Annotated in this window: 25 protein-coding genes and 1 pseudogene; 9 read left to right on the top strand and 17 right to left on the bottom strand. The window is 68.9% G+C overall.

Features of this window, described 5'->3' with window-relative positions; all coding sequences use genetic code 11:
* Nucleotides 1-17: 17 nt before the first annotated feature.
* Together MJQ72_RS10975 and MJQ72_RS10970 are read left to right on the top strand one after the other, a co-directional pair.
* Entirely contained in the window at nucleotides 18-1,400 is a 1,383-nt protein-coding gene (locus MJQ72_RS10975) for a M20 family metallopeptidase (RefSeq protein ID WP_240599096.1), read from the top strand.
* Nucleotides 1,397-2,674, top strand: coding sequence for an MFS transporter (locus MJQ72_RS10970; protein WP_240599094.1), 1,278 nt, complete (start codon nucleotides 1,397-1,399; stop codon nucleotides 2,672-2,674). Before MJQ72_RS10975 ends, MJQ72_RS10970 begins: the two co-directional genes overlap by 4 nt.
* Before the next feature lie 131 nt (nucleotides 2,675-2,805).
* Here the strand turns inward: MJQ72_RS10970 and MJQ72_RS10965 are convergent, their stop codons facing one another.
* The 4 genes from MJQ72_RS10965 to MJQ72_RS10950 form a co-directional block, all read right to left on the bottom strand.
* The gene (locus MJQ72_RS10965; protein WP_240599092.1) at nucleotides 2,806-3,579 is read right to left on the bottom strand and encodes a tyrosine-protein phosphatase; all 774 of its coding nucleotides are present in this window, start codon (nucleotides 3,577-3,579) and stop codon (nucleotides 2,806-2,808) included.
* A gap of 66 nt (nucleotides 3,580-3,645) precedes the next feature.
* Complete coding sequence (locus tag MJQ72_RS10960; RefSeq protein ID WP_240599091.1) at nucleotides 3,646-4,086, bottom strand: hypothetical protein; 441 nt, start codon at nucleotides 4,084-4,086, stop codon at nucleotides 3,646-3,648.
* A gap of 92 nt (nucleotides 4,087-4,178) precedes the next feature.
* The gene (locus MJQ72_RS10955) at nucleotides 4,179-5,762 is read right to left on the bottom strand and encodes an AMP-binding protein (RefSeq protein WP_240599090.1); all 1,584 of its coding nucleotides are present in this window, start codon (nucleotides 5,760-5,762) and stop codon (nucleotides 4,179-4,181) included.
* Nucleotides 5,763-5,842: 80 nt separating this feature from the next.
* The gene (locus MJQ72_RS10950; RefSeq protein WP_240599088.1) at nucleotides 5,843-6,403 is read right to left on the bottom strand and encodes a TetR/AcrR family transcriptional regulator; all 561 of its coding nucleotides are present in this window, start codon (nucleotides 6,401-6,403) and stop codon (nucleotides 5,843-5,845) included.
* A 126-nt stretch (nucleotides 6,404-6,529) separates the two neighbouring features.
* Here MJQ72_RS10950 and MJQ72_RS10945 point away from each other — a divergent pair, with 126 nt between their 5' ends.
* The 3 genes from MJQ72_RS10945 to MJQ72_RS10935 all read left to right on the top strand — a co-directional run bounded on the left by MJQ72_RS10945 (nucleotide 6,530) and on the right by MJQ72_RS10935 (nucleotide 8,973).
* A complete protein-coding gene (locus MJQ72_RS10945) occupies nucleotides 6,530-7,234 on the top strand; it encodes an alpha/beta fold hydrolase (RefSeq protein ID WP_240599086.1) in 705 nt (234 codons plus the stop codon).
* A gap of 77 nt (nucleotides 7,235-7,311) precedes the next feature.
* The gene (locus MJQ72_RS10940; protein ID WP_240599085.1) at nucleotides 7,312-7,956 is read left to right on the top strand and encodes a flavodoxin family protein; all 645 of its coding nucleotides are present in this window, start codon (nucleotides 7,312-7,314) and stop codon (nucleotides 7,954-7,956) included.
* Complete coding sequence (locus MJQ72_RS10935; protein WP_240599083.1) at nucleotides 7,957-8,973, top strand: LacI family DNA-binding transcriptional regulator; 1,017 nt, start codon at nucleotides 7,957-7,959, stop codon at nucleotides 8,971-8,973.
* 80 nt (nucleotides 8,974-9,053) lie between these two features.
* Here the strand turns inward: MJQ72_RS10935 and MJQ72_RS10930 are convergent, their stop codons facing one another.
* The 9 genes and pseudogenes from MJQ72_RS10930 to MJQ72_RS10890 all read right to left on the bottom strand — a co-directional run bounded on the left by MJQ72_RS10930 (nucleotide 9,054) and on the right by MJQ72_RS10890 (nucleotide 18,802).
* Entirely contained in the window at nucleotides 9,054-10,355 is a 1,302-nt protein-coding gene (locus MJQ72_RS10930; protein ID WP_240599082.1) for a protein kinase domain-containing protein, read from the bottom strand.
* A gap of 17 nt (nucleotides 10,356-10,372) precedes the next feature.
* A complete protein-coding gene (locus MJQ72_RS10925) occupies nucleotides 10,373-11,005 on the bottom strand; it encodes a GDSL-type esterase/lipase family protein (RefSeq protein ID WP_240599081.1) in 633 nt (210 codons plus the stop codon).
* The gene (locus MJQ72_RS10920) at nucleotides 11,002-11,763 is read right to left on the bottom strand and encodes a sugar phosphate isomerase/epimerase (protein ID WP_240599079.1); all 762 of its coding nucleotides are present in this window, start codon (nucleotides 11,761-11,763) and stop codon (nucleotides 11,002-11,004) included. Before MJQ72_RS10920 ends, MJQ72_RS10925 begins: the two co-directional genes overlap by 4 nt.
* Nucleotides 11,760-12,796: pseudogene (locus MJQ72_RS10915) on the bottom strand (LacI family DNA-binding transcriptional regulator). Before MJQ72_RS10915 ends, MJQ72_RS10920 begins: the two are co-directional and overlap by 4 nt.
* 82 nt (nucleotides 12,797-12,878) lie before the next feature.
* Nucleotides 12,879-14,321: a polysaccharide lyase 6 family protein gene (locus tag MJQ72_RS10910; protein WP_240599077.1), complete on the bottom strand. Its 1,443-nt coding sequence runs from the start codon at nucleotides 14,319-14,321 to the stop codon at nucleotides 12,879-12,881.
* A 13-nt stretch (nucleotides 14,322-14,334) separates the two neighbouring features.
* Nucleotides 14,335-15,636, bottom strand: a complete 1,302-nt coding sequence (locus tag MJQ72_RS10905; RefSeq protein ID WP_240599075.1) for an alpha-L-fucosidase — start codon at nucleotides 15,634-15,636, stop codon at nucleotides 14,335-14,337.
* A 21-nt stretch (nucleotides 15,637-15,657) separates the two neighbouring features.
* Entirely contained in the window at nucleotides 15,658-16,524 is an 867-nt protein-coding gene (locus MJQ72_RS10900) for a carbohydrate ABC transporter permease (protein ID WP_125690702.1), read from the bottom strand.
* Complete coding sequence (locus tag MJQ72_RS10895; protein WP_240599073.1) at nucleotides 16,521-17,477, bottom strand: carbohydrate ABC transporter permease; 957 nt, start codon at nucleotides 17,475-17,477, stop codon at nucleotides 16,521-16,523. Before MJQ72_RS10895 ends, MJQ72_RS10900 begins: the two co-directional genes overlap by 4 nt.
* A complete protein-coding gene (locus MJQ72_RS10890; RefSeq protein WP_240599071.1) occupies nucleotides 17,474-18,802 on the bottom strand; it encodes a sugar ABC transporter substrate-binding protein in 1,329 nt (442 codons plus the stop codon). The genes MJQ72_RS10895 and MJQ72_RS10890 overlap by 4 nt, the downstream gene beginning before the upstream one ends.
* Before the next feature lie 182 nt (nucleotides 18,803-18,984).
* Here MJQ72_RS10890 and MJQ72_RS10885 point away from each other — a divergent pair, with 182 nt between their 5' ends.
* Together MJQ72_RS10885 and MJQ72_RS10880 are read left to right on the top strand one after the other, a co-directional pair.
* Nucleotides 18,985-19,992, top strand: coding sequence for a hydroxyacid dehydrogenase (locus MJQ72_RS10885; protein ID WP_240599066.1), 1,008 nt, complete (start codon nucleotides 18,985-18,987; stop codon nucleotides 19,990-19,992).
* Complete coding sequence (locus MJQ72_RS10880) at nucleotides 19,992-20,636, top strand: alpha/beta fold hydrolase (RefSeq protein WP_240601297.1); 645 nt, start codon at nucleotides 19,992-19,994, stop codon at nucleotides 20,634-20,636. The genes MJQ72_RS10885 and MJQ72_RS10880 overlap by 1 nt, the downstream gene beginning before the upstream one ends.
* A 78-nt stretch (nucleotides 20,637-20,714) precedes the next feature.
* On the opposite strand, the gene MJQ72_RS10875 is transcribed toward MJQ72_RS10880, so the two are convergent.
* Nucleotides 20,715-21,857, bottom strand: coding sequence for an epoxide hydrolase family protein (locus MJQ72_RS10875; RefSeq protein WP_240599064.1), 1,143 nt, complete (start codon nucleotides 21,855-21,857; stop codon nucleotides 20,715-20,717).
* Nucleotides 21,858-21,937: 80 nt separating this feature from the next.
* Between MJQ72_RS10875 and MJQ72_RS10870 the strand changes: the two genes are divergently transcribed.
* A complete protein-coding gene (locus MJQ72_RS10870) occupies nucleotides 21,938-22,501 on the top strand; it encodes an ABATE domain-containing protein (protein ID WP_240599062.1) in 564 nt (187 codons plus the stop codon).
* Between the two features lie 1,188 nt (nucleotides 22,502-23,689).
* Here the strand turns inward: MJQ72_RS10870 and MJQ72_RS10865 are convergent.
* Genes MJQ72_RS10865 through MJQ72_RS10855 form a run of 3 tightly spaced genes read right to left on the bottom strand, consistent with a single transcriptional unit; the run spans nucleotide 23,690 to nucleotide 25,680 of the window.
* Nucleotides 23,690-24,781 carry an aldo/keto reductase gene (locus MJQ72_RS10865; protein ID WP_240599061.1) on the bottom strand — a complete coding sequence of 364 codons (1,092 nt, stop codon included), beginning with the start codon at nucleotides 24,779-24,781 and terminating at the stop codon, nucleotides 23,690-23,692.
* Between the two features lie 19 nt (nucleotides 24,782-24,800).
* A complete protein-coding gene (locus tag MJQ72_RS10860; protein ID WP_240599059.1) occupies nucleotides 24,801-25,220 on the bottom strand; it encodes a thioesterase family protein in 420 nt (139 codons plus the stop codon).
* A complete protein-coding gene (locus MJQ72_RS10855; RefSeq protein WP_240599058.1) occupies nucleotides 25,207-25,680 on the bottom strand; it encodes a DUF6130 family protein in 474 nt (157 codons plus the stop codon). Before MJQ72_RS10855 ends, MJQ72_RS10860 begins: the two co-directional genes overlap by 14 nt.
* A 144-nt stretch (nucleotides 25,681-25,824) precedes the next feature.
* Between MJQ72_RS10855 and MJQ72_RS10850 the strand changes: the two genes are divergently transcribed.
* Nucleotides 25,825-26,061, top strand: a complete 237-nt coding sequence (locus MJQ72_RS10850) for a hypothetical protein (RefSeq protein ID WP_240599057.1) — start codon at nucleotides 25,825-25,827, stop codon at nucleotides 26,059-26,061.
* The last annotated feature ends 4 nt before the right edge of the window (nucleotides 26,062-26,065 follow it).

Here is a 26,065-nt window from a genome sequence, read left to right as displayed (position 1 = left end):
AATCGGGAGACAACGCGGTGATCCCAGCGGAATTGGTCACGAAGGCCCACGAACACGTCGACTCGGGCGCGTTCTTCGCCGAGCTCGCCGAACTCGTCCGATATCCGACGGTGAGCGATCATCCGAGCGGCCGCGTTGCCATCAAGGCATACCTGGACGAAGTGCTGACCCCGGCGTTGACCGCGCTCGGCTGTTCCGTGAAGACGTACCCGAACCCCGACCCGGACGGCGGGCCGTTCCTGATCGGCACCCGCGTGGAGTCCCCGCGGCTGCCCACCCTGCTTTGCTACGGCCACGCCGACGTCGTCGACGGGCACGAGGGCCGGTGGAGCGAAGGCCGGGATCCGTGGACACTGACCGCCGACGGCGAGCGCTGGTATGGCCGCGGTTCGGCGGACAACAAGGGACAGCACCTGATCAACCTGACCGCGCTCAGGCTGCTCCTCGCCGAAACGGGTTCGCTCGGCTTCAACCTCAAGTTCCTTTTCGAGACGGGGGAGGAGATCGGCTCACCCGGGCTCGACGAGTTCGTCGAGGCGAACCGGGAGGCACTGAGCGCCGACGTCCTCATCGCATCCGACGGTCCGCGCCTGGACGCGGCGACGCCGACGTTGTTCCTGGGCGCGCGGGGCAGCGTCCGGATCGCCCTAGACGTCGATCTCCGGCCCGACGCCTACCATTCCGGGAACTGGGGCGGCGTCCTGCGCAATCCCGCCACCACCCTCGCCGGGGCGATCGCGTGTCTCGTCGACGGGCACGGCCGTGTCCAGGTGCCGGAACTCCTGCCGCCCGAGCTCCCGGACAGTGTCCGTGCGGCGCTCGCGGACCTCGAGATCGGGAACAAGCCGGGCGATCCGGCGCTGGACGCCGGATGGGGAGACACCGGCCTGACCGCGGCCGAGCGGCTGTACGGCTGGAACACGCTCGAAGTCCTTTCGCTCGGCGCGGCCGACATCGACCGGCCGGTCAACGCCATCCCCGGCCGCGCCCGCGCGATGCTGCAGCTGCGCTACGTCGCCGGAACCGACGTCGACGGCGTGGGCGAGGCGATCACGAAACACCTTGCCGCGAACGGGTTCTCGATGGTCGATGTCACCGCGGAGGGCAGCTTCCTCGCCAGCCGCACCCCCGTCGACGACCCGTGGGTCGGCTGGGCGAAGGGCGTACTCGACGAGGTTTCCGAGCGGCGGGCGGCGATCCTGCCGAGCTTCGGCGGCGGACTGCCGAACCATGTGTTCACCGACCTGCTCGGCCTCCCGACTTTGTGGCTGCCGCACTCCTATCCCGGATGCCTCCAGCACGCGCCCGACGAGCATTTGCCCGCGCCGATCGCCCGGGAAGGGCTCGTCCTCGCCACGGCGCTGTTCCACGCGCTCGGACGGCGCGGGGAGGAGGCATGACGACCGACCAGACGGAGGCCAAGCCCCGGACGCCGTCGTCGACGCGGCGCGCGATCGCCGCGGCGACCATCGGCAACGCGCTCGAATGGTTCGACCTCGGTGTGTACGCGCTGATGGCGGCCTACATCGGCAAGACCTTCTTCCCCGGCGGGAACGCCGCCGTCCAGCTCGTCCAGGCATACGCCGTCTTCGGCATCACGTTCCTCGTGCGCCCGCTCGGCGGGCTCGTGCTCGGTGCCTACGCCGACCGGTTCGGCCGCAAGAAGGCATTGGTGCTGACCATCTGGCTGATGGTCATCGGGACGTTCCTGCTCGCGGTGATGCCGGGTTACGCGACGATCGGGTTCCTCGCGCCGGTCGGCGTGATCGTCGCGCGGCTGATCCAGGGATTCGCCGCGGGCGGGGAATTCGGGGCGGCCACGTCGTTCCTGATCGAACAGGACGATCGCCGCAAGGGTTTCCTCGGCAGCTTCCAGTTCGCCAGCCAGGGTTTCGCGACGCTGATGTCGGCCGGGTTCGCCGCCGCTCTGACGGCTTCGCTCAGCGCGGACGCGATGACGTCGTGGGGCTGGCGGATCCCGTTCGTCTTCGGGCTGCTCGTCGGCCCGGTCGGCTACTACATCCGGCGTCACGTCGACGAACCCGTGGCCACCAAGGAGGATCAGCCGAAGTCCACGCCGGTCCGGACGCTGTTCCGCTTCCACTGGGGCGGTCTGCTGATCGCCGGGGGAGCGCTGGTCGTCTCGACTTCGCTGAACTTCATCCTGCAGTCGCTGCCGACGTTCGCGATCAAGAACCTCGGCCTGGACGACTCGCTGTCGTTCGTCGCGCTGATGATCACCGCGGCGATCCTGACCGTCGTGACGCCGATCGTGGGACTGCTCACCGATCGGCACGGCCGGATCAGGATCATGATCGGCGCCGCGGCGGTGATCGGGGCCGGCGTGGTGCCGCTGTACCTGTGGGTCACCACCTCGCCGTCGTTCCTCACTCTCACGGTGACGATGACGATCCTGGGACTGCTGAAGGCCGCCTACTTCGGCGCGCTTCCTTCGGTGATGGCCGACGTCTTCCCGGCACACACCAGGGCGACGGGGCTCTCGTTCGCCTACAACGCCACCGTCGGGGTCTTCGGCGGATTCACGCCGACCATCGCGACCGCGATGATCGCGGCCACCGGATCGCCGGTTTCGCCCGGCTACTACCTTTTGGCGACGGCGTCGCTGAGTATTGTCGCGCTGGTCGCGGCGAATCGGCGGCGCGGGATTCGGTGAAGGCGGGCGTATCCGTACCCTCGTCGTTCCGCGGAAGGAAACGGTTGGCTAGGTCTGGCTTCGTCCGGGCATGCTGAGGCATTGCCGGGATTTTGATGTCACCTCTGACCGGGTTCGGGCAGTGTGCATGATTACAGGAGTCTGCCGCGAATGCTGTCGAGGTCGGTGTTGCTGACACCGGCGGCGAGGAGATATCGCTCGACGTCGAGGCCATCGAGGGTGCTCAGGACGGCGGCTCGGGTCGTGGTGCCGCGGTTGGTGAGGATGGACTGGATGATTGGTCCTTGGTCCTCGGTGCCCATCGCGGCGAACAGGGGTTTCAGGGCCTCGGTGGACAGGTCGTAGTCCGTTGCGATGGCCTCCGGCTGGACGTCGGCCAGCGCCAGCAGCAGGAGAGTGATCAGGCCGGTGCGGTCTCGTCCCGCTCCACAGTGGAACAGGACGCCGCCAGGTCCGCAGCGGGCGAGCGCGGTGATGACGGCGGCACATCGGCCGGCTTTCCGTTCGAGGAAGGGACGGTAGTAGAGCGGACTGCCGTTGAGTTGCTCACGGTTGATGTGCTGCCAGAACTCTCCGTCCTCGATTTCGTCGAGGGGTACCTCGATGCGGTCGATGCCGGCCGGTGTGGTCGTCCCTGCGGCGGTGGCGGTGAAGTGCGCCGACCCGGCCACCGCTGTCGGGGACTTTGCCGTTGCGGGCCGGATCTCGTCGGCGTTGCGCAGGTCGACGATGGTTCGGACGCCGGATTGCCGCGCCTGGGCCCAGCCCTCGCCGGTGACAAAACGAAGGTCGGCCGCCCTGAAGAAGGCGCCGTAGCGAGTTGTGTGGCCCGACCTGGTCGGCAAGCCGCCGAGATCCCTGGTGTTGTAGAAGCCTTCCCAGTTCACAGCTCTGCTTGTGCGCATGGTCGAGCATTCTCCAAGATCCGCCGATCGGCCCGGAAGCCCGAGCCGATCGGCGGGTGAGGCCGGTTACGGGAAGTACGGGTTGTCGTAGCCGTACTCCTTGCAAGAGTCCAACCCCGGACGGATGTCCGTGCACACCCGCAGCGTGGGACCGTAGATACCGTTGGTGTCAGATCCCGCGATGCCCTTCCAGGTGATGGTCTTGCCGCAGCCCTCGTTGTTGTCGCGCCGTTTGCCCTGCCACTCGCTCGTCCACCCCTTGTTGATGATGAAGTAGAAGTAGACGGGGTTCCCGTCGCACTTCGCGTCCTTCAACGTGACGTCGGCCTTGAAGCTGCCCCGGCCGGTCCAGGTCAGCGTCCCGCTGAAGCTCGCGCCGCCGTCCGGCGACTTCCCGGAGATGGATTTCGACTGGTCCGCCGCCGCGGATCCCGCGCCGGCGAACGTCAGCGCGAACGCCATGAACACCGACACAAGACATGCGACGACCCTCGAACGAACTTTCATGACAATCCCCTCGTGCTCTGTCCGACAGCGAAGCACCTAGGATCCTGGGAGCGCTTTTATTCTGCTTTCATGCCATGAAAGCAGAAGCAGGATCACAATTCCCGCAGCAGATAACGCTGCAGCTTCCCGCTCGCGTTGCGCGGCAACGCCTCGATGAACCGCACCCGCCGCGGGTACTTGTACGGCGCCGCGGTCGCCTTCGCGTGGTCCTGCAGGGCTTTCACGAGATCCGTGCCGGGTTCGGCGCCGGGCCGGGGGACGACGAACGCCGTGACGACCGAACCGCGATCCGGGTCCGGCGTGCCGATCACGGCGCATTCGTCCACGTCCGGATGCGTCAGCAAGACCTCTTCGACCTCCGGGGCGGCGATGTTGTAGCCCGACGAGATGATCATGTCGTCGCTGCGTGCGACGAACCGGAAGTAGCCGTCGGCGTCGCGCACGTAGGTGTCGCCGGTGAAGTTCCAGCCGTCGCGGACGTAGTCGCGCTGGCGCGGGTCTTCGAGGTAGCGGCAGCCGGTGGGGCCGCGGACCGCCAGGAACCCGGGTGTGCCGTCCGGCACGGGCGAACCGTCGATGTCGAGAACGGCCGCCTCGTAGCCGGGCACGACCTTTCCGGTCGCGCCGGGGCGGGCGTCGTCGTCGGCGGCGGAGATGAACACGTGCAGCATTTCGGTGCTGCCGAGCCCGTCGATGAGCGGCCGCCCGACGATCTCCCGGTACCGCTCGGCCACGGGAGCGGGAAGCGACTCGCCCGCGGAGGCGGCCCGGCGCACTCCGGCCAGCAGTTTTCCCTCGCCGGCGTTGAGGATCGCGCGGTAGGCGGTCGGGGCGGTGAAGAGGACGGTGACCGCCTTCTCGGCGACGATGGCGGCGAGTTCCGCGGGAGTGGCGCGTTCGACGAGCAGCGTCGCCGCTCCCGCGCGCAAAGGGAAGACCAGCAGGCCGCCGAGGCCGAAGGTGAAGGCCAGCGGTGGTGTGCCACAGAAGAGATCGTCGGATGTCGGGCGCACGACGTGCCGGGAGAACGTGTCGGCGATCGCCAGCAGATCGCGATGGAAATGCATCGTCGCCTTCGGGGAGCCCGTCGTGCCGGACGTGAAGGCCAGCAGGGCGACGTCGTCGGCCGCGGTCGGGATGTCGGCGAACGTCGCCGGATGCCGTTCCGCGCGGGCGGCGAGTTCCGTTCCGTACGCCACGACGGGCAGATCGGGCGGGAGTTCGTCCAGCAGGCGCTCGTCGCAGACGGCGAGCGCGGGCTTCGCGCGGCCGATGATCTTGTCGAGTTCGGCCCGCCGCAGCATCGGCATGGTCGTGACGGCCACCGCTCCCGCCTTGAGCACGGCCAGCCACACCGTCGCGAGCCACGGTGTGTTGGTGCCCCGCAGCAGCACGCGATCTCCGGGAACCACACCGAATTCGGCGACCAGCACGTGGGCGACGCGGTTGGCGCGGGCCAGGACTTCGCCGTAGGACCACGTTTCGGTGGGGGAGAGCAGGCAAGGCCGGTCGGGCCCGAACCGGGTGACGGTGTCGTCGAGCAGCGCGGTCGCGGCGTTCAGCCTGTCGGGATACCGGAGCTCCGGCAGGGCGAAGACGAACTCCGGCCACTGATCGGCGGGAGGCAGCCGGTCGCGGCAGAACGGGTCGACATGCGCGCTGGGAGAAAGCCTCATCGTCGCCGCTCCTCGGTCCGGCCGTGCCCCCTCCCGCGAAGGTAGCACTTGTTACGACCGTCGAGAAGACGCGATGAAGCTCAGTCCACGACGTCGGTCACGGCCCGCGCCAGGGTGGCCCGCACGGTTTCGGGGTCGTCGAGGTTCCCGCCGTGAAGCGCGCCGTCGCGGAGGAGGACGAGGGTGCGGGCGGCGTGGCTGGGATCGGGATGACCCGCGTCGCGCGCCAGGTCGCGAAGCACGCCGAAGAACCAGGTCCGGTGGTCGTCGATGACCTGCCGCACCTGGTGTGCGGGATCCGGGTATTCGGCGGCGGCGTTGAGGAACTGGCAACCGCGGAAGTCGTCGTCGAGTGTCCGGTCGCCGATGATGCCCAGCGCGGCGAGCAGCGCTTCGCGGGCTGGCTTCCCTTGTGTCGCCGTGCCGACGCCCGCGCGGATCCGCTCGCTCGTGGTGCTCAGGTAGGCGGCGACGAGGTCGTCCTTGGTGGGGTAGTGGCGGTAGAACGTCGCCCTGGTCACGGCCGCTTCGGAGACCAGGCGCTCCACGCCGACGGCATGGATGCCCTCGGCGTAGAAGAGCCGCGACGCTGTCTCGAGCAGCCGGATCTTGGGGTGTACGTCCCGGTCGACAGTCGGCATCTTTCAACTCTAGAGAAAGAACGGTCATTCCACCAGGTCGGCTTCGTCACGTTGCGGAAGGCATCCCGGGGCGCCATGGTTGAGGGAGAAAGACCGATCATTCTCTCTGACTCGAAGGAGCCAGCCATGAGCAACCAGAAGCCCACCATCGTCCTGGTTCACGGTGCGTTCGCCGACTCGTCCAGCTGGAACGGTGTCGTCCCGAAGCTGCGCGAGCAGGGCTATCGCGTTCTGGCGGCGGCGAACCCGCTGCGTGACATCGAGTCCGACGCGGCCTATGTTGCCGACGTCGTCAACGGAGTGGACGGCCCCGTGGTGCTGGCCGGGCACTCCTACGGCGGTGTGGTGATCAGCCGCGCGGCCACCACCGCGCCGAACGTCAAGGCGCTCGTCTACATCGCCGCCTTCCAGCCGGAGGCGGGGGAGAGCGTGTTCGAGCTGTCCGGCCGGTTCGAGGGCGGCAAGCTCGGCCCGGACACCACGAACGTCCTGGCCGCCCAGGGGGAGCTGTCGATCAAGCCCGAGAACTTCTCGGACGTGTTCGCGGCCGATGTCCCCGCGGAGACCGCCGACGTCATGGCGGTCACCCAGCGTCCGGTCACCGAGCGCGCCCTCGGCACGCCGTTCGACGGTGAGCCGGCGTGGAAGAACCTGCCGTCGTGGGCGCTGATCGCCGAACGGGATCACGCGATCCCCGCCGCCGCGCAGGCGTTCATGTCCGAACGCGCCGGTTCGGAGGTCACCAGGGTCGATGCTTCGCACGCCGTCTCGGTCTCGCGGCCGGACGTCGTCGCGGAGGTCGTCCTCGCGGCGGCCGCCAAGGTCGCCTGACCTCGGTCGCTTGACAGGTGAAACCCTCCCCGGAGAGACTGCAAAAGCGTTTTGGCAGCCTCTCCGGGGAGAACCACGTGAAGGTCTTGGTGCTCGATTCGAGCCCGCGTCGTGAAGGCAATTCCTGGGCTCTCGCGCAGGCGCTGGCCAAGGGGGCGGAGGAAGCGGGGCATACGGTCGATTTCGTCCGGCTCTCCGATTTCGTCGAGTCGCCGCTGGGGGACTGCCGTGACTGCCGGCTGAACGACGGGTCCTGCGGCATCGGGGACGGTTACGAGCGCCTGCTGTTCGAGCACGTGCTCCCGGCGGACGCGATCGTCTACGCGACACCGCTGCACTGGTACGGCATGACCGGGCGGCTCAAATCCTTCTTCGACCGGTTCTTCTGTTACACCTCCGGCAGCTCGCCGCACACCGCCGAGGTCGTACCGGGGCTGATGGGCAAACGCGCCGCGGTGCTGATCTCGTGCGAGGAGAGCTATCGCGGCGCGACGCTCGGCCTCGAGGCCCAGTTCCAGGAACTCACCCGGTACCTGCGCCAGGACCTCGCCGGGATCGTGGTCGGCGTCGGCAACAGCCGGGGCGAGGTGGAGCGCGATCCCGCCCGGCCGTTGGCGGCGGCGGAGGACCTCGGCCGTAGGCTGGGCGACGCCCACGTCACCGACTATCGGCTGGACACCGACCGGCCGAACCGCGTCTGGGGACCGCCCGTGGAGGCCTGAGTGTCGCCGACCATCCGTGACGTCGCCGCCGCCGCGGGGGTCTCGATCACCACCGTCTCCCACGTGCTCAGCGGGCAGGGCCGGATCTCGGAGCAGACCCGGGAGCGGGTCGCGCGGGCGGCGGCCGACCTCGGCTATCAGGCGAGTGTGCACGCGCAGCAGCTGGTCACCCGGCGCAGCCGCACGTTGGCGATCCAGCTCGCGAACTCCGTCGACGCGAGCAGCGCCTGCGCGCTCGTGCCCAATTCGGACTACTTCCTCGAAGTGCTCAACGGGGCGGCCGAAGCCGCGTCGAAACGGTCGTACGCCTTGCTCCTGGCGCCGACGGACGCCGACCTCGACCGGCTGAACGCCTTCGCCGTCGACGGCGCGATCCTGGTGGACCCCAGGGGAGACGAGCCCTTCTTCGCGACCGGCTGGTGCCGCGACCGGCCGCTGGTGACCGTTGGGCGTCCGATGGCGGCGCCGTGCCCGGTGCCTGTCGTCGTCGACAACGACCTGGTCGCGGCCGCCCGGCTGATGCTGGATCACTTGGCGGGCAACGGTTACGAGCGGCCGGCGATGATCACCACCGACACCCGCCGGTCCTACGCGGCGGACCTCGTCGCGGGCTACACCGGCTGGATGCGAGACCGGGGGCTGGAGCCGGTGGTGGCCGAGATCGACGAGCCGCCGACCACCGAAGGCACGGCGGAGGCGCTGGGCAGCCTGCTCGACCGCCGCGTCTGCCCCGACGCCGTCTTCACGACGTCGGAGAACCTCGCCCTCGGAGTCCTGCACGAGGCCCGCCGCCGGCGGCTCGCGGTACCCGGCGGGCTCGGGATCTGCAGTGCCGTCGACAGTGGTTCGCTTCAGCTCGTTTCGCCACAGGTGACCGGGATGTTCGTGCATCCCCGCGAGGTGGGCGGCCGCGCGGCCACGGCGTTGATGGATCTCGTGGAGGGCATGGACGGTGGACCGCACCGGATCGAGGTTCCGGTGCGGCTCAACGCGCGGGCATCCACTTGCCGTTGCTGAAGGACGCTTTCACCGCATGTCATGCGACGAAAGCGTCCTTCACCGCGTGAGATGCGGGGAAAGTCCCCTTCAGCCTCCGGTCAGGAGCTCCGGCACACCGCGACCGGCGCGTCCCCGCCGTCGCCCTCGGTGGTCGCGATGAAGCCGAAAGTGGTCGTCCCGCCGGCGGGCAGCACCGCGTTCCAGTCCACTTCGGACACTCGCACGCGGTCGCCGTCCTGGACGAGGGAACCGTTCCACAGGTTGGCGATGCGGGTGCCGGGCGGCAGGGTCCAGCTGACCTCCCAGCCGGTGAGCCGGGTGTCCTGGGCGTTGCGCACCGACACGCGGATCTCCGAGCCGCCGGGCCAGCGGTTGGCGATCTCGTAACGCGCTTCGCACACCGGTTTCGCGGCAGGCGGGGTCGGCGCCGCCACCGGGGCGACCGGGTCGGGTGGGTCGCCGCCGGACAGCAGGATCCCCGCCAGGACACCACCCGCCACCACGACACCGCCCGCGATGGCGATCGGCAGGCGCGATCGGCGGGTGGGCGCGGGAAGCCGTTTCGTACCGGTCAGGATCGCCGGACGGCCGTCGGCGACGGCGGCGAGCATCCGTGCGGCCTCGGCCATGTCCGGCCGCTCCGCGGGATCGCGCCGGAGCATGCGCAGCAGGACGTCCGTGAGCGGGCCGGTGGTGCGCGGCGTGACGATCTCGCCGCGGGCGACCCGTTTGAGGAGGGCGATCTGGTTGGCGTCGGTGCCGAACGGCGGCGCGCCTTCCACCACGGTGTAGAGCGTGGAGCCGAGTGAGAACACGTCCGACGGATAGCCGGGCTCTTCGCCGTCCGCGACCTCGGGGGAGAGGTACGCGGGAGTGCCGACGACCAGCCCGCCGCCGGTCATGGTCCCTTCGCCCGTCGCGTGGGACAGGCCGAAGTCGGCGATCTTCGCCTGGCCGTCGCCGGTGATGAGGACGTTGTTGGGCGTGACGTCGCGATGCAGGATCCCGTCCTCGTGCGCGGCGGCCAGCGCCGAGGCGATCTGCGCGCCGAGTTCCGCCACCCGGCCGGCGGGGAGCGGGCCGTCGTCCGCGAGGAGTTCCGTCAGCGGCCGCGACGGCAGGTACTCCATCACCAGGAACGGGGTTCCGTCCTGCTCCACGACGTCGTACACGGTGACGGCGTGCGGATGCTTGAGCCGCGCGGCGACCCTGGCCTCCCGCATCGCGCGCACGATCGACCGGAAGGGCGCGCCGTCCGGCGAGGTGTCCGGCAGCATCTGCTTGAGCGCCACCGTGCGGTCGAGCCGCTCGTCCCGCGCCCGCCACACCACGCCCATCGAGCCCCGGCCGACCTCGCGCTCCAGCCGGTAACGTCCGGCAATGACGGCATCCCGGTTCACGGACGCAACTGTATCCGCTAGCGGAGCGGAACCTCTCCGACCGGCGCCCCGGCCGCCGCGAGCCAGGCTTCGGCGAGCAGCCGGTGTCCCAGCGGACTGGGGTGGACGCCGTCCGGCGCCAGCGTCGCCGCCCCGTGCTCTTCCGCCGCGCGCGGCATGAACAGATCCGCGCGGATCAGCCGCGCGCCGAACTCGGTCGCCACGTCGATCGCGGTTTCGATGCGGGGCGCCAGATCGGCGACCCAGTCCTGCTGCTCCGGCTCCACCGGCAGCAGGAACGGCGTGATCACGTACAGCTCGGCCGGGAGGTGCTCCCGCGCGCCGGCCAGCAGCCGGGAGTAGGCGTCGCGGAACTTTCCGATCGGACTCGACAGGCCGCGGTCGAACGTCCGCCACGTGTCGTTGATGCCGATCTTCACCGTCAGCACCGTGGGATCCGCCGCGAGGACGTCGGCGGCCCAGCGGGCTTCGAGGTCGTAGATCCGGTTGCCGTTGATCCCGCGGTTGACCACCTCCGGCCCGTCGCCGAGGAGGTCCGCGATCTGCCGCACGTAGCCCTTGCCGAGCGACGCGGGATCGGTGCGGTCGCGGCTGGAATCGGTGATGGAGTCGCCGGCGAACAGCAGGCGGTCGGCTTCGGTGAACCTCACGCGCCCGCCTCGATCAGCTTCCGCAGCGAGTCCGCCTCGCCGGGGATCAGGTCGGGGTCGTTGTCCGGGACGAACTCCAGCAGCGCGTCGAGCGGTCGCCCCGCCTTGGCGAGCAGGCCGAACGCGCGGGTCCAGAGCTCGGCCCGGAAGGTCAGCGGACGCCGTTCGTTGCTGGGCCACCACGAGAACACGTGCACCGCGCGCACCTGGTCGAGGACCAGCTCGAGCCCCGCCAGCGCCTGCTCGTCCGGCAGGTCCTGCGGCGGTTGCCAGTAGGTGCCGAGATTGTCGCGGCCCACCTCTTCGAGCAGCCGCACGGTGGATTCGGCGGTGTCGGTCAGCGTTCCGCCGTGGAACTCCAGCGCGACTTCGAGGCCGTGCTCGTTGGCGACGTCGGCGGCCTCGCGGAGACCGGCGACGATCTGCTCGCGTTCGTACGAGTCGACGTCCTCGGAGCCCGCTTTCCCCGCCCACACCCGGATCCGCGAGGCACCGAGGCGGACCGCGGTGGCGGCGATCTCGCCGAACTTCCCGGCCTCCATCGGGGTCGCGCGGAAGTAGGAGCCGTAGGAGTCGCAGGTGAGCCCGTGCCGTGCCATGGCCTCGAACGCGCGCTCGGCCGCCCAGTCGTCACCCGGGCGCACATGGACGTCGGCGCCCCATTCGACCACCTGAAGTCCGGCCTTCTCGGCGCGACGGGCGACTTCGTCGGCGTCCAGCCGCCGCAGCGTCACCGAACACAGTCCCGGGCGGATCATTTTCCCTCCAACGGTTGAGTGCTTTCCCGCAGCACGACCTCGCCGGTGATCGCCAGGACACGAGGGTCGTCGGCGCGGGTGTCGAGGATGAAGTCGATCGCCCGCTCGCCCATACGCTCGATCGGCACACGCACAGTCGACAGCGAAGGCCTTATGTCGCGCAAGGTAATAATGTCGTCGAATCCCGCGATCGCGATCTGCGTGGGGACCAGCAGACCACGGTCGCGGCAGGCGGCCATCGCGCCGACGGCCATCACGTCGTTGACCGCGAAAACGCAGCCGCGGAAGCCGTTCTCGATCGCTCGCACCATCGCCGCGTAGCCACCGTCACGGGTGAACTCCGCGCGCAGCACGTGGTTCTCGGGCAGCTGAATACCTTGCCGGGCGAGGCCGTCACGGAAGCCGAGGACACGATCTCGTGAAGTCATCAGGCCGAGCGGCCCGGCGAGGACGAGGAAGTCGCGGTGTCCGAGCAGGGCGAGCTGTTCGGCCAGATCAGCCGCCCCGCGCGGTTTTCCAGCATGACCGTGTCGAAGGGGAGCTTCCGCTGCCCGATCACCACGACCTGGCCGTCGGCGGCCTCGAACGCCTTGAGCTCCTTGGTCAGGTTTCGTTGCAGGGCATCGCCTTCGGTACGCGAACCGGCGAGGATGACCGCCCGCGCCCGTTGCCCGCGCAAGGTCGTGACGTACTCGAGTTCCTTCTCCGGATGGTTCTCCGTGCTCGCGATGGTGACCGTCAGCCCGTGCCGGGCGGCCACGCGCATCACGCCGGACGCGATCGAGGAGAAGTACGGGTCGACGATGTCGTGCACCAGCAGCCCGACGACGTTGCCGCGACCCCGGGCCATCGCCTGCGCGGGTACGTTCGCCGTGTACTGCAAGCGTTCCGCGGCCCGCAGCACCGATTCGCGCAGCGTCCCGCTGACCTGTCTGGTCCCGCCGTTGAGCGCCCTCGACGCCGTCGCGAGGGACACTCCGGCCTCGCGGGCGACATCGGCCAGGGTGGCCGAACCCGCGGCACGCTGCGCCATGCTTCCTCCTCGGTGGTGCGGTGGGCTCACGCCGGTGTGGGCTGACACCGGCGTGAGCCCGGCTCTGATGGCGACCGCCCGGCTACGGAGCGGCGGGGCCGACGTCCGCGGTGGTGAGCGGCCGGTTGGCGATGGCGGCCGTCGAGTACTCGTCGGCGCCGACGTCACGCAGGCTGCCGCGGGCCTGACCGTCGATGTCCAGCGTGACCGGCGCGGCCGACAGGGTCGCCGCGTCGATCGCGGGGCTGCCCGCGGCGAGCCGCGAGACCCCGTCGCCGCCCTGCACGAGCTTCGGGTCGACCCGGCGGAAGGTGCCCGCGGGGATGTTGCCGTCCCCGCCCGAACCCCACAGGATGTTGCCGGACCAGGTGAAGTTGCCCGTGGTGCTCATCGTGACCAGGTCGCCGTTGCTCCCGACGAGGATGTTGTCGGAGATCGTGCAGTCGCGCGGTTCGATCGTCCGTTTGGTCTCGCCGGAAAGCGTGCCGCCGTTGTTCAGCAGCGTGTTGTGCGCGATGAGCACGCGGTCCGCCGCGTCGTTGCCGCGCCGCGATTCCTTCGATTCACCCGGGAAGTGGTCCCGGACGGAGCCGCTGCCGACGACCAGCGCGGTGCCGGACACCCCGGCGACGTAGTTGTTGAGGATCTTGTGGTCGTTGCCGTAGATCCGGATGCCCTCCTTGCCGCCGAGGATGAAGTTGGATTCGACGACGGACTTGTTCCCGTGGCGCAGCACGATGCCGCCCAGGCTGTTCCGGATGGTGTTGTTGCGGATGAAGTTGCCCGACGACTTGATCGAGATCGCCTCCGGGTCGCCGTTCGCGCGTTCGAACAGGTTGAACTCGATCTTGGCGCCGGCGGTGCTCAGCGCGCGCGGGCTGACGCCGAGCCGGATCGGCTCGCCGCCGTTGTCACCGGGGAAGGTGTGGTCGGAGAAGTAGTTCCGGAAGACCTCGACGTCCGCCGCCATCTTGTCTTCGTCGGCGCCCTCGATGCAGAGCATGACGCCGAGGGTCGTCTTGTGGTGGAAGTGGTTGCGGTCGATCTTGCTGTTGTCGGCGCGGACCATCACCCAGTGCAGGTCGGGGAGGTCGGCGAACTGGAGATCGTTGCGGGTCAGCCGGATCCGCGAGCAGTTCGCCGGGATCTCCAGCGTGGTGCTCTGACGGAACTTGAACCCGCTGATCGTGACGCCGGTGGAGTCGTCGAAGACGAAGCTCTGCTCACCGTTGAACGTCACCCCGCCGCGGGACTGGGCGACGATGGTGATCGGCTGGTCCTTCGTGCCGCGCCTGCCCTTGATGCTGATCGGCTTGCCCGTGGGCACGGTGTAGGTGCCGTTGTTCACGGTGATGACGGCACCGGGGCCCGCCTTGTTGATCGCGTTCTGCAGCTCGGTCAGCGAACTGACGTTCAGGGCGCACAACCCGTTCGGTGTGGCCGACGCCGTGCCCGCGGTGACCCAGGGGACGGTGATCAGCGCGGCGCCGAGGGTGGCGCCGCTGAGGAACCTTCTGCGATCCATGATGCCTCCGTGCTCAATCGGTGGGGAGGGTTTCGGCGGCGGGGCTCTTCGTGCTCAGGAACAGTTCGATCACCGGGACCGGGGTGTCCGGTTTCCGGATGGGGAGTTTGAGGGTGAGCGTGCCTTCCGGCTGCCCGCCCATCTGGGTGTTCTGCGCGGTCTGCCCGGGATCCGTGTGCACCTGCCGGATTTCCGAGGCGTCGTCGAGCAACTGGGCGTAACGCACCCGCCCGGCGAGCCCGGGCAGGTGGACGTGGTTCATCGGCCAGCTGAACAGGTGCAGGTACAGCCGGTCGCCGCGCTGGGTGTAGCGGCCGTCGGCGGGCGCGGTGAACTCGCTGGGCCCGCAGCCGCGGATGGAGCGTTCGTGCCGGTCCATCCAGCGGCCGATCTCGGCGAGGACTTCGTGCGCGCGGGGGTCGATCTCGCCCCGGCCGTTCGGGCCGACGTTGAGCAGCAGGTTGCCGTCCTTGGACACGCCGTCGACCAGCATCCGGATCAGCAGTTCCGGGCTCTTGTAGTCGAGGTTGTCGCGGTCGTAACCCCAGCTGCCGTTGAGGGTCTGGCACGCCTCCCACACCACGGGGACACCGTCGCGGGCCATCGGACCGGACGGCTGATACTGCTCCGGGGTGATGAAGTCGCCGGGGATCCCGGTGCGATCGTTGACCAGGATGCCGGGCTGCAGTTCGCGGACCAGCTCGAGCAGGCCGGGGGAGTCCCAGTCGTCCGGTCCCTTGCCGCCCCACCATTCCTTGCGGCCCTTGTAGGAGAAGTCGAAGAACAGGTAGTCGATCGTGCCGAAGCGGGTGAGCAGTTCGCGCACCTGACCGTGGAGATAGAGCTGGTACTCGGCGATGTCGGCGTACTGGTGCGCCGCGATGTACTCCGCGTCGTCACGGCGGGGATGGGTGCCGTCGACGGGGAAAGCCGGGTGGTGCCAGTCGATCAGCGAGTGGTAGAAGCCGACCTTCAAGCCTTCCTCGCGGCAGGCGTCGACGAACGGGCCGAGCAGATCCTTGCCATACGGCGTGTTCGTCACCTTGAAGTCGGTGAGATCGCTGTCCCACAGGCAGAAACCGTCGTGGTGCTTGGTGGTCAGCACGACGTAGGTCATGCCCGCGGCCTTCGCGGCCCGCGCCCAGGACCGCGGTTCGTACTTGTCCGGCTCGAAATGGTCGAAGTACACCCGGTACTGCTCGTCGGTCAGCTTTTCGCGGTTCTGGACCCATTCGTGCCGGGCGGCAAGGGAATACAGTCCCCAATGGACGAACATCCCGAACCGGTCGTGGGTGAACCAGGCGGTGGAACTCACTTCGCTCCTTGGTGTGGTGGGTCAGCCCTTGAGCGCGCCCGAGGCCAGGCCGCGGACGAACGAACGCTGGAAGAACAGGAACGCGGCGACCGAGGGGAGCAGCGCCAGCAGCGACGCGGCCATGATCACGCCGGGCGTGACGTTCGTGTCGATCCGCAATGTCCGCAGGGCCAGCGGCAGGGTGTAGGTCGAAGCGTCGGTCGACACCAGCAACGGCAGCAGGTACTGGTCCCAGATCATCGTGAAGCCGAAGACGCCGATCACGCCGAGCGCGGGCTTGCACATCGGGAGGATGATCTGCGCGAAGATCCGCAGGTCGCCTGCCCCGTCGATGCGCGCGGCCTCTTCGAGTTCGCGGGGGACGTCCTTCATGAACTCGGTCATCACCAGGATCGAGAAGGCCCACGCGCCCAGCGGCACGATCATCCCGGCCAGGCTGCCGATCAGATTGAGATGCACCACCGGCAGATCCGACAGGATCAGCGACAGCGGGATCGCGAGGATCTCCTCCGGCAGCATCAGCGTCGCCAGGATCGCGACCAGCACGAAGGTCATGAACCGGAACTTCTTGCGTGCCAAAGCGTAACCGGCGAGCACCGAGATGACGACCTGCAGCAGGAGGCCGAAGCCCACCACCAGGAACGAGTTGAGGAGGTACATCCCCACGCCCAGGTCGAAGGCGATGCCGAAGTTGTCCAGGGTCGGGCTCGACGGGACGACGCTCAGCGCCGTCGGGTCGGAGACGTCGTTGAACGCGCTGACCAGCAGCGCCAGCAGCGGTCCCGCGAACACCAGGAGCAGCAGGGCGTACAGGACGAACTTCAGGATCCGCCCGGCCGGCGACTTGACGGCGTCGAGGCCGAGTGCGGAATCGTTGGCCGCGGTCATGCGTCTCGCCTCCGTCGGAGCACCTGGACGAACAGGGTCAGCACGAGCGTCGCAAGGAACAACAGGACCGCGCCCGCCGCACCGACGCCCAGCCTGTTCTGTTCCAGGCCGAGTTTGTAGATCAGGGTCATCGCTACCTCGGTCGAGCCGTTCGGCCCGCCGTTGGTCAGCAGGAACACCTCGGTGAACACCCGCAGGCCGCGGATCGCCGCGAGCACGAACAGGATCGAGAACACCGACCGCAGGCCCGGCAGCGTCACATGGAGGATCTTGCGCCAGCGGGAGGCACCGTCCACAGTGGCCGCTTCGTAGAGACCGCGGTCGATGCCCGCCAGACCGGCGAGGAAGATCATCATGTCGTACGGGGCGCCGCGCCAGATCCCGGTGATGATCACCGAGATCATCGACGAGTCGGGGTCGTTGATGAATCCCGACGGGCCCAGCCCGACCAGGCCGAGGATGGAGTTCAGCATCCCGTCCTCGGTCGGGTGGTACATGATCCGCCAGAGTTCGGCGACCACCGCGATCGGCACGACCACCGGCAGGAACGCCGCCGACCGCAGGAACTTCAGCCGCTTGCTCTGGCCCTCCATCAGCAGGGCGAGCGCGAGGCCGAGGATCATCGACCCCGCGGTCTGCCCGACCGCGATCACGACGGTGTGCCAGATCGCGGAGTGGAACGCCTCGTCACCGAGGACGGTGCTGTAGTTCTGCCCGCCGACCCACTGGTTGCCCAGGTACGGCTGGACGTCCTGGAAGGACATCGTCACCGCGGTGATCATCGGGATGAACTTGAAGTACACGAACAGGATGAGGGCGGGTGCCAGGAACAGCCACGGCGTCCACCACTTCCCGTCGCGGTCGCTGCGCCTGCGGGCCTTCGGCGCGGGCGCCCGCTTCACGGCGGGTCGATCCGCGCCGACGGCCGCCGGCTTGGCGTGATCTACGGTCATGAGGCGCTGATCCCCTGTTGCTGCAAGGTCGCGGTGAGCTTGGTGTCGAGTTTGGACAGTTCCGCCTTGAGATCGAGCTTGCAGTCGGCGACGAGCGCGCTGATCGTGTCGGCGGTGTCCTGGCGGACCGGTGTCCAGTTCGGGATGGACGGCGCGTAGTGGCCGGACTTGGCGTAGATCTCGGCGTAGGTCTTCCAGCGCGGGTCCGAGCGGACCTGGGAGATGTCGACGTTCTTGTTCACCGGGAGCTGCACGATGAAGGCCGACTCGCCCTCCATGCCGATCTTCTGGCCGTCGGCCGAGATCGCGAAGTCACCGAAAGCGTCCTGGCCCGCCTGGTTCGGCGAACCGGCCATCATGAAGATCGACAGGCCCTCGGCGAGCACGTCGGCGTTCTTGGCGCCCTTCGGCATCGGGACGACCTCGTACTTGTCCTTGCCGAGCGACTTGTCGAAGCGGGGCAGCAGGTACGGGCCGACGACGTACATCCCGGCCTTGCCCGCTTCGAAGGTCTCGTTGGTCGCGGGGGTCGGCATGGTGACCGAACCGGGCTGGATCACGTTGTCCTTGCAGCCGAGGTCGCGGAACCACTGCACCGCGGCCACGGATTCGGGCGTGCTCATCGCCGGCTTGTACTTGCCGCCGCCGGTTTCGGTGATGAAGTCGCCGCCCGCGGCCCACAGGAAGTTCGAGAAGTACCAGGAGGCGTAACCCCGCTTGGTCGACAACGTCGCGTTCAGGCCCGCGGTGTCGGCCTTGCCGTTGCCGTCGGGGTCGCCGGTGGTGAAGGCCTTGGCGAGGTCCGCCAGTTCGGCCCAGCTCTGCGGGACGCCCTTGCCGAGCTTCTCGCGCCAGTCCTTGCGGATCAGCAGCGCGGAGGCCTGCGCGCTGTAGGGCAGGCCGTACAGCTTGCCGTCCGGGGCCTGGTTGGACTTCAGCGCCTGCTCGGTGAGCTCCGACGCGTGCTTGATCTTGCCCTGGTCGATCTCGCGCACGAGACCCTGGCTCTTCAGCGTGCCGACCTGGGTGACGTCGTTCATCACGATGTCCGGCAGGTCGCGCTGGGCGGCGCGCTGGGCCAGCTTCGTCTCGAAGTCGTCGAAGATCGCGGTGACCTGCACCTTGAACCCCGTGGCCTTCTCGAAGGCTTCCGCGAGCCGTTTCGTGGCCTGCTCACCGGCGCCGCCGGGGGTCGTCCGGGTCCACAGTTCCAACGGCGCCTTGGTGTCCTGCGCGACGTTCGTTCCGGCGGGGCCTGCCGAGCAGCCCGAAAGGACCAGCGCTGAGACAGTGAGTCCCACGCCGATCCACCGCGATTTCCGCATCGCTTCTCCTGTTCACTGTGGACCACGCTGTCTACCTCGGAGGGGACGGTAAGCGCTTTCCCGGTCTCCGGTCAATGGTCCGATCATTACGAATTTCAATCGCCCCTGTTTGCCTCTGCGCGGGACTCGCCGGGCGTGGACCGGCTCGAGCATCCGATGTATGGTCGCCGCCGGAGGTAGGGATGACCGAGCTGCGACACCGGCCGACGGCACTTCTCGTGATGGAGGAGCGCCGCCGCGACGACGTTTACCCCGAGGCGGTGCTGAAGGAGATCGGCACGCTGGCGGACCTGCGCGAGCCGCTCACCCGCGAGCGGCTGGCGGAGCATCCGTCGGCGCTGGAAGGCGTCGAAATCCTGCTGTCCGGCTGGGGCGCGCCGGTGCTGGACTCCGTCCTTTTGGGACACGCGCGCGATCTGCGGGCCGTGCTCGTAGCCGCCGGCTCGGTCCGGCCGCTGACCACGCCCGAGTTCTGGGCGCGCGAGCTGCCGATCGTGTCGGCCGCGGCCGCGAACGCCGTCCCGGTCGCCGAGTTCACCCTTGCCCAGGTCCTCTTAGGACTCAAGCAGGTGCATCGCATCTCCCGGGAGATCCGGGAGCGGCGGGTCTATCCGCCGGATCCACGGGTCGCGGGTGCCTACCGGTCCCGCGTCGGCCTGCTCGGCCTCGGCGAGATCGGTGCTCTCGTCGCGTCGCATTTGCGCGGTTTCGACGTCGAGGTGCTCGCGAGCGACCCCGTCGTCGACCCGGCGACCGCCGAGGGCCTCGGCGTGCGGCTGGTCGGCCTGGAGGAACTGTTCGCCACCTGCCCCGTGGTGAGCCTGCACGCGCCGCTGCTCCCGGAGACCGAAGGGCTGGTCGACGGCGAGCTGGTGGCCAGGATGGGCGTCGGAGCGACGCTGATCAACACCGCCCGCGGTGCCGTCGTCGACGAGCCGTCGGTCGTCCCGGTGCTGGCCGGACGTCCGGATCTGACGGCGATCCTCGACGTCACCTGGCCGGAACCGCCGGAGCCGGACTCGCCGCTGTACACGTTGCCGAACGTGGTGCTCACCCCGCATCTGGCGGGCGCGCTGGGCGCCGAGCGCGCGCGGATGGGCGAACTCGTGGCGGGAGAGCTGCGGCGGTTCGTGCTCGGGGAGCCGCTGCGGCACGCCGTCGCGCCGGACCGGGCGCACCTGCGGGCGTGATGCTCGCCTTCCGGGAGATCGGCCCGTCCGGCGGGGTGCCCGTCGTCCTGCTGCACGCCTTGGGCAGCAAAGCGGGCACTTGGGACGATTTCGCTGCCCGCCTGGCTCGTCGTGTCCTGGCCGTCGACCTGCCGGGACACGGCGAGAGTGCCCACATCGAGGACTACTCGCTCGACGCGATGGCCGACGGCGTGGCCGGGCTCCTCGGCGAGGAAGCGGACGTGGTCGGCCATTCGATGGGCGGCCGGGTCGCCGTGCTGCTCGCCCAGAGACTGCCCGGGCGCGTGCGGCGGCTGGTCGTCGAGGACACCCCGCCGCCACCGCTTGAGCCACTGGAGCCGTTGCCTCCCACGCAGAGGCCGTCCGAACCGCTGCCGTTCGACTGGCGGCTGATCGATCCGATCATGACCGAGCTCCGGACGCCCGACCCCGCCTGGTGGGAGCGGCTCGGCGCGATCACGGCGCCGACTCTGCTGATCGGCGGCGGGCCGTCCAGCCATGTCACCTGTGCGTCGCTGGAGCGGATGTGCGGGCTGATCCCGGACTGCCGCCTGGAGATCATCGAGGACGCGGGGCACCGGGTGCACAGCTCCAGGCCGGCGGAGTTCGCGGCGGTGGCGGGGGAGTTCCTCGGGCCGGCGTGATCCGGATTCGTGCCTGGGGGAGGTTCTCCGGGGTGACCCGCTGGCCGAGGGCGATAGCCGACGGTTTCGTATAACGACCTATACCGCGGCGGCCAGGACGGCCGCGAGTCCGGCCTGCAGATCCTTGACGAAATATCCGGGAACCTCCAGTGACGGGAAATGGCCGCCGGATTCGGGTGAATTCCAGCGGACGAGCCGCCGGTACCGCTCCTGCGCCCAGGGACGCGGATACTTCTCGATGTCGCGGGGGTACATCGTGATCGCCGACGGGACGTCGACCCGGAGCTCGGGATCGAGCGAGTTGTGGCTTTCGTAGTAGATGCGGGCCGCCGACGCGCCGGTCCGGGTCAGCCAGTACAGGGTGACGTCGTCGAGGACGCGGTCCCGGGAGATCGTCTCGAACGGGCTGTCCTCGGTGTCCGACCACTCGGCGAACTTGTCGAGGATCCAGGCGAGCAGGCCGACCGGCGAGTCGACGAGCGAGTAACCGATGGTCTGCGGGCGCGTCGCCTGCTGTTTGGCGTAAGCCGCGCGGTGGTGCCAGAAGTCGTGGGTTTCCTCGGTCCACTCGCGTTCGGCCGGGGTCAGCCCCTCCGTCGTCAGCCCGGGCGGTCCCTCCGCGAACGTCGTGTGGATGCCGAGGACGTGTTCCGGGAACCTCCCGCCGAGGACCGTGGTGATGTTGCCTCCCCAGTCGCCGCCATGGGCCGCGAACCTGTCGTACCCGAGCCTGCCCATCAGCTCGACCCAGGCGGCCGCGATCTTTTCGGTGCCCCATCCGGTGGTGGCCGGTTTGTCGCTGTAACCGAAACCTGGCAGCGACGGGACCACGACATGGAACGCCGGTGTGGCCGGGTCCGTCGGGTCCGCCAGTTCGTCCACCACGTCGACGAACTCGGCGACGCTGCCCGGCCAGCCGTGCGTCAGTACCAGGGGAGTGGCATCCGGGCGGGTGGATCGGCGGTGCAGGAAGTGGATTCCCAGTCCGTCGATGGTCGTGCGGAACTGGCCGATCCGGTCGAGGCGCTTTTCGAACCGTCGCCAGTCGTACCCGGTGCGCCAGTAGTCCACGACCTCGACGAGATCGGCGAGCGGAACGCCCTGTCCCCAGCGGGGCACCGTCTCGGCTTCCGGTAGCCGCGCCGCGGCCAATCGCGCACGCAGATCGTCGAGGTCGGCGTCGGTCGCGTGGGCTTCGAACGGGTGCACGTCGCTGGTCATTTGGCCTCCTCGTCGTTGGAACCGGCTAAGACGGTTCTAACAGGTCGCCCAGCCGGAGCGCAACCGGCTAAGGTGGTTCCATGCGTTCCGGTTTCCCCGACTTCCGCCTCGGCAGCGTGCTGGCGACCAGCTTCACGGCGACTCTGACGGAGCGTCGCGGTGAGGCCGTGGAGCGCATCCCCACGCCGCAGCGGCTCGTGGACTGGCTGGCGGTGAGCGGCCTCGCCGTGGAGTCCTGCACCACCGCCGAGCTCGATCTCGCCCGCGAACTGAGGGAAGCGATTCACGCCGCCGCGACGGCGACCGCGACCCGGGAAACCCTGCCCGCCGCTGCCGTCCAAGTCATCAACGACCGCAGCACTCAGGGGCGGGCCGCGGCCGTCCTGACGCCCGAAGGGGAGCGACGATGGCGGGTGGCCTGCGTGGAAGACGCCCTCAGCGTGATCGCCGCCGACGCGATCAGCATCATCTCGGGCGAACGGGACGGGAAAATGGCGTTGTGCGCGTCGCCGACCTGTCTGGCGGCGTTCTTCGACACCAGCCAGAGCCGCACGCGCCGGTGGTGTGACATGAACACGTGCGGGAATCGCCAGAAGAAGGCGCGGTTCCATGCCAATCAGCGGAAGAACTCCGGGAGTTCTTGATCGGGCTTGTGCGCTCGGGCTTGTGGCGGTTCGTTGCTGGGGGGCGTGACTGCCTGGGCGGCGCTGGCTGTTGCCGGGAATCGGCGAGGGGGTCTGGTGGCCGACGGTGCTGCCGGGTGCGGTCCGCGCCACGGCGGGTGGTTCGTTGCCGGGAATCGGCAATTGTTCTGACGGGTCGGTTTCGTGGGTTGGGTCGCTCGGGCTGTCGGCGGGGCATGGCGACCAGCTGACTTGGCGATTCCGGGCCGTGGCCGGAGAAGGGCGACGGGTTCCTGTCTGCGGTTGTGTGGTGGATGGTCTGTGACGCGGTGGCTGGTTGGTTGCCGGGATGTGGCAACTGTTGGGTTTGCTTCGCGGCTTGTCTGTTCAGGCTGTGTTGCCGGGAAATGGCGACCAGCTCAGTTGGCCATTCCGGGCCGTGGCCGGAGAACGGCGACGGGTTCAGGCGCGCGGCAGTGATGTCGGGCGGTCCGTCTCGGTGGGCTGGTTCGTTGCCGGGAAACGGCAATCGTCTTGACGGGGTCGGTTGCCCTGGCTGTTGCCGGGAATCGGCGACGGGTTCAGGTTGACGGGAGTGTCCGTGCCGTGGAAGACCGGTGCGTTGCCGCGAAATGGCGACAGTTCGGTCGGCGGCGGTGGTGCGGGGTCGGCTTCGCGAGTCGGTCGCTCAGGTTGTTGCCGTGAAATGGCGACCAGCTATTCCGGGCCGTGGCCGGAAAACGGCGGCGGGTTCGGGCACGCGGCAATGCCGTCCGGGCGGTCTGTCTCGGAGGGCTGGTTCGTTGCCGAGCACCGGCAACTGTCCTGACGGTGGCTGCCGCGCGGGGTCGGCTTCGCGTATCGGCTGCCCAGGCTGTTGCCGGGATTCGGCGACGAGGTCACGTGAAACTCGTCTTGGCTGTCTGGCCGGTTGCCGGTGAACGGCGACGGTTTCAGGCGCGCGGACCGCGCCATGGAACTCCGGTGCGTTGCCGCGAACCGGCGACAGTCCGATCAGCGGCGCCGGTACGAGGTCGGCTTCGCCAGTCGATCGCCCAGGCTGTTGCCAGGAAATGGCAACCAGCCATTCCAGTCCATCACCGTAAAACGGCGACGGCTTCAGGCACACGGGAGCAAACCGCACCACCGACGACCGGTGCTGTCCCCGCGAAACAGCCGTCGCAACCCCCACGACACCTGGAGCTCAAATCACCAGTTCCGCACCCCAGGCGCGTATCCCGCCGGCTTGTCTCCGATCTTCACCCCGGGCGAGATCACCCAGTTCTGATACTCGGGCGTGAACATCCGGTACACCGACTCCGGCGGAACGGCGCTCGCCTCGTCGAGGAGCGCCCGCGATTCCGGCGGCAGTTCGAAGTCGAGCGCGGCCATGCTCTTGCCCAGCTGGTCCGCGCTGCTCGCGCCGACGATGGCGGCCGCGACGCCCGGCTGGGTCGCGACCCAGTTGATCGCGACCTGGGCCATCGTGACACCGAGTTCGTCCGCGACCTTCTCCAGCGGCTTCAGCAACGCCCAGTCCCGGTCCGTCCAGGACCTCCCGGGGTTCCCCGGATCGCTCAGCCTGCCTTCGCCGGACGGTGTCTCGCCGGACGGCCGGTACTTGCCGGTGAGGAATCCGCCGGCCAACGGGCTCCAAGCGGTGACGCCGAGCCCGAGATGCCGTCCCATCGGCACGTGTTCGGTCTCGATGGTCCGCTCCACGAGCGAGTAGGGAAGCTGGAGATTGACGACCGGGGTCAGCGCGTTCGCCTCGGCGAAGCTCTGCGCTCGCGCGGCGTACCAAGCGGGTACGTCGGAAAGCCCGGCGTAGCGGATCTTTCCGGCGCGCACGAGGTCGTCGAACGTGCGCATCACCTCTTCGACCGGCGTGACGCGGTCCCAGGTGTGCAGCAGGAACAGGTCGACGTGGTCGGTGCCGAGCCGCCGCAACGACGCTTCGAGTGCCCGGATCAGATGTTTGCGGCCGTTGCCGCCGGCGTTCGGGTCGCCGGGGTCGACGCTGTTGGTGTACTTGGTGGTGAGCACGACCCGGTCGCGCACCTTGGCCTCGGCGATGAGGCGGCCGAGGATGGTCTCGCTTTCGCCCGCGGTGTAGAAGTCCGCGGTGTCGACGAAGTTCCCGCCCGCCTCGAGATACCGGCGGAAGATCGGGCGGACCTCGTCCTCGGTCTTCCCGTACGCGGCGTGGAAACCGCCGGTGCCGAAGTTCATCGTGCCGAGCGCGATCCGGCTGACGCGCAGTCCCGAGCGGCCGAGCAGGTAGTACTGATCGAGTGTCATGGAAGGAAACTCCGGGAATTCAGAGGTGGCCGGGGTCGGTCGCCAGTGCGGTGAGGGCATGGAGCGGGTCTTCGGTCAGCCGCCGGGTCGAGTGGTCGAGCAGGCCCCAGACCGATTCGATCCGTGCGGCGAGAACCCCGTCGGAGCGCAGGAAGCGCTGTCGGACACGCCAGGTCTTCCCGGTGCCGAAGTCGGGTTCGACGGAGACCGTGATCTCGTCGCCGAAGCGGATTTCGTTCAGGTAATTGATCCGCGCTTCCAGCAGGACAGGGCCGGATTCGCCCTGCACGAAAGCGACTCCGGCGCGCCGCAGATAGGCGACCCGGGCACGATCCGCCCACTCGTGATAGGCGATCGCGGTGACGTGGCCGTTGAAGTCGGTTTCGGCCCGGCGCGGTGTCAAGGTCAGGGTGAAGACGGCCATCTCAATGGTGTCCACTGTGGACAGGAACGACGAAGTTCACCGTCTTCTCGTCGAGGATCTTGTGCGTCGGATCGGCGAGACCGATCCACACCTTGTGCGGTCCCGCCGGCAGCGACTGGATGATCAGCGGTTCTCCGCTGCCGTCCGCCCAGTGCCATGCCGCGTCGTCGACGGTCACGTGGATGTGACCGATCCGCGGCGACACGTCCAGGGCGGCCGGGCCGTAGACCGGGACGATCCGGAGGTTCTCCGCCCGGTACCGCAGGACGACCAGGCCCATCGCGAGCTGATCGGGCAAAGGCGCGTCGACGACCAGCGACGGCGGAGGCTGCGACGGCAGCGGCACCACGGGAGCGGGCGACCAGGCGGCGGCCGCGGCCGGGGGAGCGGGCGCAGCCGGAGCGGGCGGGGAGGCGCTGCAGGCGGTGGTGAGCAGAACGGCGGCGGCGAGGGCGAACTTCCCAAGTGCGGGCATGAGATCACGCTAGGCCGGGCGAAAGGCCCGCGGCGCCCGTCGGATGACGTCATCGGTGTACGTCACCGTGACACTTTCCGGTGATCACCAGGTGAAGGCGGGTGGACCGGGGAATACCCCGGATATCCGGCAAGGGAGAGAATCATGAAGTCCCGTATCGCCGCATTGGCCGCCGCCGTCACCTTCCTGGTCGCCGCGAGCGCTTCGCCCGCCGTCGCCGACCCGGTGCCCGGCAGCCCGAACCAGTTCTACGCGTCCTGCGCCGTCGATCTGCTGGGTGTTCCGGTGGGATGCCTGGAAACCGACGAGGAGCACGCGACGCATATCTGCCAGTACGTCGTCACGGCGTTCGGGCTTGGCCTCGACTGCATCCAGCGCTGACCAG

The sequence above is a fragment of the Amycolatopsis sp. EV170708-02-1 genome (assembly GCF_022479115.1).
Lineage (GTDB): Bacteria > Actinomycetota > Actinomycetes > Mycobacteriales > Pseudonocardiaceae > Amycolatopsis.
This window is presented reverse-complemented; position numbering and strand designations above follow the sequence as displayed.

Coding starts and splice junctions, on each gene's coding strand:
- MJQ72_RS10945 (WP_240599086.1), top strand. CDS start 6,530: ATGAGCAACCAGAAGCCCACCATCGTCCTGGTTCACGGTGCGTTCGCC.
- MJQ72_RS10875 (WP_240599064.1), bottom strand. CDS start 21,857: ATGACCAGCGACGTGCACCCGTTCGAAGCCCACGCGACCGACGCCGAC.
- MJQ72_RS10920 (WP_240599079.1), bottom strand. CDS start 11,763: ATGATCCGCCCGGGACTGTGTTCGGTGACGCTGCGGCGGCTGGACGCC.
- MJQ72_RS10900 (WP_125690702.1), bottom strand. CDS start 16,524: ATGACCGCGGCCAACGATTCCGCACTCGGCCTCGACGCCGTCAAGTCG.
- MJQ72_RS10955 (WP_240599090.1), bottom strand. CDS start 5,762: ATGAGGCTTTCTCCCAGCGCGCATGTCGACCCGTTCTGCCGCGACCGG.
- MJQ72_RS10970 (WP_240599094.1), top strand. CDS start 1,397: ATGACGACCGACCAGACGGAGGCCAAGCCCCGGACGCCGTCGTCGACG.
- MJQ72_RS10965 (WP_240599092.1), bottom strand. CDS start 3,579: ATGCGCACAAGCAGAGCTGTGAACTGGGAAGGCTTCTACAACACCAGG.
- MJQ72_RS10885 (WP_240599066.1), top strand. CDS start 18,985: ATGACCGAGCTGCGACACCGGCCGACGGCACTTCTCGTGATGGAGGAG.
- MJQ72_RS10880 (WP_240601297.1), top strand. CDS start 19,992: ATGCTCGCCTTCCGGGAGATCGGCCCGTCCGGCGGGGTGCCCGTCGTC.
- MJQ72_RS10890 (WP_240599071.1), bottom strand. CDS start 18,802: ATGCGGAAATCGCGGTGGATCGGCGTGGGACTCACTGTCTCAGCGCTG.
- MJQ72_RS10910 (WP_240599077.1), bottom strand. CDS start 14,321: ATGGATCGCAGAAGGTTCCTCAGCGGCGCCACCCTCGGCGCCGCGCTG.
- MJQ72_RS10855 (WP_240599058.1), bottom strand. CDS start 25,680: ATGCCCGCACTTGGGAAGTTCGCCCTCGCCGCCGCCGTTCTGCTCACC.
- MJQ72_RS10960 (WP_240599091.1), bottom strand. CDS start 4,086: ATGAAAGTTCGTTCGAGGGTCGTCGCATGTCTTGTGTCGGTGTTCATG.
- MJQ72_RS10895 (WP_240599073.1), bottom strand. CDS start 17,477: ATGACCGTAGATCACGCCAAGCCGGCGGCCGTCGGCGCGGATCGACCC.
- MJQ72_RS10870 (WP_240599062.1), top strand. CDS start 21,938: ATGCGTTCCGGTTTCCCCGACTTCCGCCTCGGCAGCGTGCTGGCGACC.
- MJQ72_RS10950 (WP_240599088.1), bottom strand. CDS start 6,403: ATGCCGACTGTCGACCGGGACGTACACCCCAAGATCCGGCTGCTCGAG.
- MJQ72_RS10865 (WP_240599061.1), bottom strand. CDS start 24,781: ATGACACTCGATCAGTACTACCTGCTCGGCCGCTCGGGACTGCGCGTC.
- MJQ72_RS10850 (WP_240599057.1), top strand. CDS start 25,825: ATGAAGTCCCGTATCGCCGCATTGGCCGCCGCCGTCACCTTCCTGGTC.